This is a genomic window from Acidithiobacillus sp. TH-A67 (assembly GCF_057473545.1).
Window position 1 is genome coordinate 1 of record NZ_JBYCKU010000005.1, and the last position, 6,244, is coordinate 6,244.

Consider the following 6,244-nt stretch of genomic DNA (forward strand, 5'->3'; position numbering starts at 1 on the left):
TCCATGTGCGCCTGCATCGATTCGAGCATTTTCAGGCGCGCCACCACGCGCTGGTTGAGCTCCAGCAGTTCTTCGAAACTCAGGCCGTCGATGTCAAGCGGCAAGGGTAAGCTGGATAGCGAATTGGTTGACCTGAAAGTGCTGTTGCAGGGTTGGCAAACTCGGCAGGTACATGTCGATGGATAGTGCACCGAAGGCGCTGAGGCTGCCGAGAAGAAATACACTGCGCCGTGGATGAAAGTTTTCTGTCACAGCTTCGATTCCAGTAGAAACCGGTGATGATAACGCAGCATTATAGAAGTCGCCAGCGCAATCAAGTCCATTTGTGAACAAATTTGACAGGATGAAAAGTTATACAATTCTGTCCTGATATATAACAATTAACAATTCAGTTTTGACAATGGATGATTATCCTTGTTACGGTCTGGTTTCGTTATGTACAGCGTAGTCCAAAAAGGAGAGTTCATGAAAAAAGGAATTATTCTTGGTGTTTTGTCTTCTGCAACTTTGATTTTTGGCAGCACTTTGGCATTGGCCAGCACCGCGATGCCAGCGCAGACAAGACCGGACCAGCCGATGTCTCCATCCCCTGCCAAGCTGCATGTGGATCAGCAGGAGCTGCATCACTTCGCCGCGGCCGTGAAGGAAATTCAACCCATCGATATGCAGGCGCATACCGTGATTTCCAATAAAAGCATGAGCGAAAAAGAAAAACATCAAAAGCTGGAAGGTTATGACAAGCAAATTACCGCGATCCTCGCGCAGCATCATCTGACGCCCAGGAAATATGAGGCGTTATTGAAAAAGGCCGAGACCGATCCAGCTTTTGCCAAACGGACCGAGTCTGCTTTGCATGGATTGGGGTAAACGTCTCTGCATGACGGCCAGTGTAATAGGTCGTTATTGCTGTTTCTGGCTTGTGGAGAATGGGTGAGAGTTCCAGGCTGACGCTGGTCTGACGCTACGTGGAGTTGAGAAAAAACTTAGCGATCACCCCAACGCCATTCGGGTGGCTCACCCTTGAGAATGCAGGTCGAAACCAAAATGCCGGTTAGTATGCTTACCGCTATCCAGAAACCCACGGGAGCGTGACTGGGAGGGAACAGAAAAGCCGCTCCCAGCATGCCTGCGGCGTAGCCAGCAAGCACAAGCCAACCTTGCCATACCTGCGGCAGACCCCAGCCGAAGCCGTTGCGCTTGGCCGGAAACCAGTAGCGTTTCCCTTCCATGAGTGGATCTCCGGAACTGCTTGCCTTGAGACTGCAATATCTTGATCCTTCGAGATATTTTCTGCAAGTTCTGCAATTGCTCGGCCGATATCTTTCGCTCAATCTTCTAACGTACTGATATCCTGCGTAATTTCCTCGCCGCGGGCTTGCGCGCGTAACAGACGGCGCATGATCTTACCAGAGCGGGTCTTGGGCAGACTGTCGACGAAGTGGATGTCATCGGGACGAGCAATGGCGCCAATCAGATCAGTTACCTGCGCGCGTAACACCGCGCTCAGCTGATCATGATCGTCTCCCTTGTGGGAGGCCTTGAGGATCACGAAGGCAGATACCGCTTCTCCCTTGATCTCATGCGGAATGCCGACGACGGCGGCCTCAGCGACGGCGGGATGAGAAACGAGAGCGGATTCGATCTCCGCTGTACCCAGGCGATGGCCGGATACATTGAGAACGTCGTCGATGCGGCCCATCACCCAAAAGTAGCCGTCTTTGTCGCGTCGGGCGCTGTCGCCGGCAATATAATAGCGGTTGCCGAACTTTGCCCAGTAGGTCTGAACGTAGCGTTCGGGATTGCCCCAGACGCCCCGCAACATACCCGGCCAGGGGCGATCGATGACTAGATAACCGCCCTGGTCGGCGGCGCGGATTTCCTCGCCCTGCTCATTCACCACCTTGGCGGATATTCCGGGCAAGGGTAGGGCGCAGGAGCCGGGCTTGTTGGCGCTGACTCCTGGCAGGGGGGCGATCATGTGCCCGCCAGTTTCCGTCTGCCACCAAGTATCAACGATGGGGCATTTCCCGCCGCCAATGACGTCGCGATACCAGATCCACGCTTCGGGGTTCATCGGTTCGCCCACGCTCCCCAGCAGTCGCAGGCTGCTGAGATCGTGTTTCTTGACCCAGCTGTCGCCCATCTTCATGAAGGCGCGCACGGCCGTTGGCGCAGTGTAGAGGACACTGATGCCGTGGCGCTCCACCATGGACCAGAAGCGGTCTGGTTGGGGGTACATGGGAGCGCCTTCATACAAAAAGACAGTGGCGCCATTGGCCAGGGGGCCATAGACCACATAGCTGTGCCCGGTGATCCAGCCGACATCGGCGGTACACCAGTACACGTCGTCCTCTTTCAGGTCGAAAGACCAACGGCTGGTGAGCTTTGCCCAGAGCAGGTAACCAGCGCTACTGTGCAGAATCCCTTTGGGTTTGCCGGTGCTGCCCGAGGTATAGAGGATGAAGAGGGGGTGCTCGGCGGGAAGAGCGGGAGCAGGACAGTGGGCCGACTGCCCGGCGATTGCCTCGTGCCACCACAGATCGCGACCATCCAGCATGTCAATGTCGGTGCCGGTGCGTTGCAAGACAATGACTCGTTCCACCTGATGTTCGTGCTCGCGCAATAAGGCCTGATCGGCATGGCGTTTGAGTGGCACGATCTTTCCCCCACGATAGGCGCCATCGGCGGTGAGCAGCATCCTGGCGCCAGTATCTTCCAGACGGTCCTTGAGCGCTTCGGCGGAAAATCCACCGAAAACCACGGAGTGCACAGCACCGATGCGCGCACAGGCAAGCATCGCTACTACTGCTTCGATGACCATGGGCATGTAGATAACGACCCTGTCACCAGCCTCGACCTTCTCGCCGCGTAGGGTGTTGGCAAAGAGGCTCACCTCGCGGTGCAGTTGCGCGTAGGTCAGGGTCTTGATGCTGCCATCCTCTCCCTCCCAAATCAATGCAGCCTTGTGCTTTTGCGCCCCCTGCAGGTGACGGTCGATGCAATTTTTTGCGACATTGAGGCTCCCGTCGGTAAACCAGCGGTAGAAGGGCGCCTCGCCCTGATCCAGAACCCGCGAGAATGCCTGCTCCCAGAGCAGGTGTTCGCGCGCGAGGGTGCCCCAAAAGGTATCAGGATCGCGCTCGGCTTCGGCCTGCAGACGCCGGTATGCGCTCTGATCGAGATGCGCACGGGCGGCGAATGTCTCGGGGACGGGGAAAAGACGCTCTTCGTTGAGATGGGAATCGATAGATAGGGTCATGATCGTCGTCATCGCTGTTGCTGGCGTATGGGACGATGGTAAGACCTCTGCCGGCAACTGGCAAACGGGAGTCCAGTGGGCCACAGGCTCACGCAGAGCCGGAGGCTTGCTGCTGGATATTTTCTATGATCCTTTTGCGCAGCTCTTCTTCGGCAAGCAGTAGTCTCTCCTTGGGCGGAGAGAAAGGCTGGTAATGCCCAACCACGGATACCAGATCCCCATAATGCAAAAGGTGAAACAGATGCTTTGCGCTTTTATAGGGCATTTCTACGCATCCGGCGCTTTGTGGCCAGCCATAACTCTTGCGCGGGTAGAAGTGGATTGCTCGACCGTCATAAAAATAATTGACAAAACGCACATTTGGCGCGACATAGCGTTGCCAGTAGACCAGATGACCGTGATAATGTCCGCGTTTATCCGGCGATAGACGGAGATATTCTGTCTTTGTGACGCGGATGGGAAAAGTGCCGTGCATCGTCGTGTCGGCAAGGCGCTGATATATCGGCCAACTCCCATCTGGCGTGGACTGTAACACTCCGGTGTTGACTACCGAATGATAGCCCCAGCGACCCTTCCTATGGAGGTCACCTGCCGTAGAGGGCGGCACCTGCCAGATCCGTAGTTGTTCAGGATGATGACCTTTGCGAACCTCGACCCACTGAAACGGATAGGGGTTGTAGGGAATATGCCCTGCTTCCAGCCGGGCAATCAGGGTCGCATTGACTCGTCCCCGAGAGATGCCATTGGCGGGCAGGATCTTGCTAGCCCGTTCAAATTGGATCACTCCACTGCGGAATGCCGGGTTTAACGCAGAGTAGCCCCAGCGGTTCGATAAATCTTGCAATTTTTGTGGAACGGCAATATCCCAGGCGGCGACCGTGCGCACCGCACCATAGCGTTCCATATAACTGCCGTAGACAACATGAACGTAGCCGTAGCGCGCCAGTTTTTGCCACACCCACTGCCAGGCATTGGCGTTGGTTGCAAGATTTCCTGCAGCAAAACTATTACCAGCGAAAGCTCCCAGAACTGGCACCAGGCACAGGGTCAGCAGTCGTCTGCGAAGCACGCCAGATGTTTCAGACAAGGCTCAGAGTCCACCCTGATATTTCAGGGATTTCATGACATTGCGGACAGACGAAGACCCGCACCGCCATTTTTCTCGACGGCTTCTTCTGCATCGTCGGCCATTTTCCTGCCAACCAGCGCGGCGCCTACCCCAACTGTCAAGCCGCCCATGCAGGTCCCATGTGAACCCATGTCCTGCATGCTGCCCTGACAGGCATGGCAGTTAACAGCGGGCATTTCTTCTTTTCCAAACCGAATCATAGCGGCGTTCCCTGGGGTTATGAATGACGATCTGTTGACCACTTTGGACGCTGATTGGTTCCCTCGCCGTTTTTGACCGACAATCCCAATCCTGGCCCAATGGTATCCATTGTTGCGGAGAGCGATTGAGGTAGCGAAGTAATATGCGATAGGTATCGGCATCGAAGCTGGCCGATTCCGTGAATTTTTCTACTATTCCGGTATCTTCTCGTAAGATTCCCATATGGCACCAGTGATCAAAAACATGGATGGAGGCGCCAGTGTCGTCTTCGGGAATGCCGATAGGTCCGGGAAATGGCCAGTGTTGGACTTGCAAAATCTGCAGGGCGGTATACAGTCTTTCATCATGCTCCGCCGTAGATTCCTGGCCGGTACACACGCCACGACAGCGTTTGATCTGGAAACCAAAACAGGCGCCTTTGCCTTTTTGCAGCCCCAAGCGAATATCGCAAAGTCCCCATTCCTGTGCCAGGCGCTTGAGTGCAGCTTTCGCACTGCGGCGATTGGCGAATATCCCGTGGCAGACGCCTGGCCGAATCGCCTCGCCGCAGTGGATCTGCGGTGTTGCGCTCCCCGGGCCAGCCCAAACTATGGTGCAAAGCTCCATTTTTCTGCGCAACTGGCGGTTATAGAGAGGATTTTTCTCTTTCACTAGACGCGATTCCAGTAGCAGTGCGGCCAACTCGCCTTGGGTTTCTAGCCATTCGATGTGCTCCACCTGCTGCGCGATCTGCATTTCGCGGTCCTGCCGGAAATCGTTGCGGAAGTGCTCCAGTACTCGTTTGCGCAGGTGAATACTTTTGCCAATGTACAAGAGAATCTCATTGCTCCCAAAAAACAGATAGACCCCCGACCGATTGGGAATGCTGCGAATGATTTCTGGATCGAGATTGGGAGGAAGACATTCCTGCTCCCATTGCAGTTTGCAGGCCTGCACGAGTTCGGGACAACGCTCGTCGGCAAGGCGTCGGAGAAATTCCGCAACGACTCGCGCATCGTCCAGGGCACGATGACGATTGCGACAGGAGACTCCCAGGCGATGAATGATGGCGTCCAGACCATGACGCGTTTCTTGGGGGAAAAGTCGCCGAGAGACTTTGACGCTACATACGGCCTTCGCTTTGAACGGGATCTCAACGCGCTGGAAAGACTGGCGTAAAAAGGCGAGGTCGAAGCGTGCGTTATGGGCGACCAGAATATGCCCCTGCAAGTGGAGCGCCAAGCTCGCAGCGATATCCTCAAAGCGTGGCATATCGCGGAGCATGTTTGGGTGAATCCCGGTCAACTGCGTGATATAGGGGGAAACAGAGCAACCGGGATCCAGTAACTGGCTCCATTCCCGAGGCTCTCGTCCCGGCGCAAGAGTCACCATGCCGATCTCGAGAATGCGGTCCTGCTGGGGGCGTCCGCCCGTGGTTTCCAGATCCAGGCAGACGATGGGCTGCCCGAGTTCAGCAAGCAAGCGGTCGAGGGAGGGGGCAAGATCTTTCATGCGTTCATTCTATTGTGCTTTGCGGCGACCATCATAGTAGATGCTGCTACATGCTGCTACAGATGAGTGTCAAAGCACATTAGAAATGTCCGGTGTTGGGCAAGATAGAGATGTCCGGTTCTCCTGGGTATGGATTACTTTCCAGGACGATCTACGGTGGGGTA

Annotated in this window: 7 protein-coding genes; 1 reads left to right on the forward strand and 6 read right to left on the reverse strand. The window is 55.4% G+C overall.

Annotation, left to right across the window (positions count from 1 at the left end; translation table 11 throughout):
- Positions 1-93 precede the first annotated feature (93 nt).
- Positions 94-252, reverse strand: a complete 159-nt coding sequence (locus AC2VNM_RS00995) for a hypothetical protein (RefSeq protein ID WP_483167093.1) — start codon at positions 250-252, stop codon at positions 94-96.
- A gap of 213 nt (positions 253-465) precedes the next feature.
- On the opposite strand from AC2VNM_RS00995, the gene AC2VNM_RS01000 reads away from it, so the two are divergent.
- Positions 466-867: a DUF4168 domain-containing protein gene (locus tag AC2VNM_RS01000; protein WP_483167092.1), complete on the forward strand. Its 402-nt coding sequence runs from the start codon at positions 466-468 to the stop codon at positions 865-867.
- 116 nt (positions 868-983) lie between these two features.
- On the opposite strand, the gene AC2VNM_RS01005 is transcribed toward AC2VNM_RS01000, so the two are convergent.
- The 5 genes from AC2VNM_RS01005 to AC2VNM_RS01025 form a co-directional block, all read right to left on the reverse strand.
- Positions 984-1,229, reverse strand: coding sequence for a hypothetical protein (locus AC2VNM_RS01005; protein ID WP_483167091.1), 246 nt, complete (start codon positions 1,227-1,229; stop codon positions 984-986).
- A gap of 98 nt (positions 1,230-1,327) precedes the next feature.
- Positions 1,328-3,271 (reverse strand): acetate--CoA ligase, encoded by a 1,944-nt coding sequence (gene acs / locus AC2VNM_RS01010; RefSeq protein ID WP_483167090.1) that lies wholly within the window; start codon positions 3,269-3,271, stop codon positions 1,328-1,330.
- A gap of 76 nt (positions 3,272-3,347) precedes the next feature.
- Complete coding sequence (locus AC2VNM_RS01015) at positions 3,348-4,346, reverse strand: L,D-transpeptidase family protein (RefSeq protein ID WP_483167089.1); 999 nt, start codon at positions 4,344-4,346, stop codon at positions 3,348-3,350.
- Positions 4,347-4,378: 32 nt separating this feature from the next.
- A complete protein-coding gene (locus AC2VNM_RS01020) occupies positions 4,379-4,564 on the reverse strand; it encodes a hypothetical protein (protein WP_483167088.1) in 186 nt (61 codons plus the stop codon).
- Entirely contained in the window at positions 4,551-6,080 is a 1,530-nt protein-coding gene (locus tag AC2VNM_RS01025) for an exonuclease domain-containing protein (protein WP_483167087.1), read from the reverse strand. The genes AC2VNM_RS01020 and AC2VNM_RS01025 overlap by 14 nt, the downstream gene beginning before the upstream one ends.
- Between the last annotated feature and the right edge of the window lie 164 nt (positions 6,081-6,244).

Excerpts from the sequence above, each read along its gene's own strand:
- AC2VNM_RS01025 (WP_483167087.1), bottom strand. The coding sequence starts at position 6,080 with ATGAAAGATCTTGCCCCCTCCCTCGACCGCTTGCTTGCTGAACTCGGG.
- AC2VNM_RS01005 (WP_483167091.1), bottom strand. The coding sequence starts at position 1,229 with ATGGAAGGGAAACGCTACTGGTTTCCGGCCAAGCGCAACGGCTTCGGC.
- AC2VNM_RS01020 (WP_483167088.1), bottom strand. The coding sequence starts at position 4,564 with ATGCCCGCTGTTAACTGCCATGCCTGTCAGGGCAGCATGCAGGACATG.
- AC2VNM_RS01000 (WP_483167092.1), top strand. The coding sequence starts at position 466 with ATGAAAAAAGGAATTATTCTTGGTGTTTTGTCTTCTGCAACTTTGATT.
- acs (WP_483167090.1), bottom strand. The coding sequence starts at position 3,271 with ATGACGACGATCATGACCCTATCTATCGATTCCCATCTCAACGAAGAG.